Genomic DNA, 1421 nt, shown 5'->3' with positions numbered 1-1421 from the left:
GATAAAAGTGCAGGATAAAGGTCTGGTGCAGCCGAGCAGGTAAGTTATCAATGGCACGGCGGATCGCAATCTTTTTCTCGTCTGTTTCCAAAGCCCTGTCTGGGGTATCGTTACAGCAAAGCAGTCCTTTTTCCTCTGGAATCCCTTCTATATTCTGAACGTGGTTGGCGCTGCGACTATGTTCTCGATGAATATCGACGCAGAGGTTATGAGTCAGCTTTGTCAGCCAAGCCTTAAAATTAGCGATTTTCCGCCCAAACTTTTGCACCTTCTCCCATGCCTTGAGCATGGCCCGACTCAGGGCATCTTCAGCATCGGTAGGGTTTCCACCCATCCACCTGAGACAGCGATGATAGAGATAGTCTTGATATTGCTGCCATTGCTGCCAAAACTCTTTCTCTGAAACCTGATGGGATTGGCCCAATGCAGTAGAACTGGCTTCTAATTGAATATCTGAGATCATAATTGATCAATACAATGGTGTATGCTCTCCACGGGAGTCCAGGGCTGATTTGTAGTAAGCATTCAGCTATCAGCTATCAGCTTTGGGTCTGTGGCCACCCTGGGCGAACAGTACCGTGCGCGTAGCGCAATCGGCGCTTTTGAATAAAATAAGCACCTCAAGTAGCGTGAGCTTTTAGCTCACGGCTGACGGCACCTCAAGTAGCGTGAGCTTTTAGCTGATGGCTGACGGCTGACGGCTGAATGCTTAGGATTTGTACTCCACATTTTTGACCTCGATTACCCGATCACCATTTGAGGGTACATCAGTTTATAGTCTGTTAATCTCATAAAACTCATGTAAAAACTCATGTAAAAACTCATGTAAAAACTCATGTAAAAACTCATGGCTATATGGGGTTTATGGTAAAATAATGTATAATACAATACATAAATTTGAATTATTTCATGGTAATAGCCTTTCTCCAAAAAGGTTTCACCATGAAATAACTTTTGCTTCTTACCACAAGTACGGTAGAAAAAACTCATGTAAAAACTCATGTAAAAACTCATGTAAAAACTCATGTAAAAACTCATGGCTCTATCGGGTTTATGTTAAAAAATGTATAATACAATACATAATTTTTAAGGGCATCATGGTGAAATCCTTGTGGAGAAAGGGTTTTACCATTAAATAACTTTTACTTATCACCACAAGTACGGTAGAGCAAACTCATGTAAAAACTCATGTCTAGGGTTTTTATATAGGTTGTAAACAAAATTATTGCTCAAAAAGCGAATAGAAAAGAGGCAAAAGGCAATAGGGCCAAGAGATTCAAAGTTTTATTGTCCAATCAAAAAAGACCATACACGTTTACATCTCAAATAAAAACCCTATATACAGTCGGAAGTCGGGAGTCAACAGAAGCAGGAAATGGGGAGAATTCTTCCTATAGCACTACGCAATAAAGTTGGAAATG

At 40.7% G+C, this 1421-nt stretch carries 1 protein-coding gene; it reads right to left on the bottom strand.

Going from position 1 to position 1421, the window contains the following annotated elements:
• Nucleotides 1-463: RNA polymerase sigma factor (locus LYNGBM3L_RS01795; RefSeq protein ID WP_044492002.1), on the bottom strand; the 463-nt coding region annotated here is incomplete at its 3' end.
• Nucleotides 464-1421: the final 958 nt, after the last annotated feature.

This window comes from Moorena producens 3L, assembly GCF_000211815.1.
In the GTDB taxonomy this organism is placed as follows: Bacteria; Cyanobacteriota; Cyanobacteriia; order Cyanobacteriales; family Coleofasciculaceae; genus Moorena; species Moorena producens.
The sequence above is the reverse complement of the archived record's forward strand: the minus strand, read 5'-3'. Positions and strand labels throughout refer to the sequence as shown.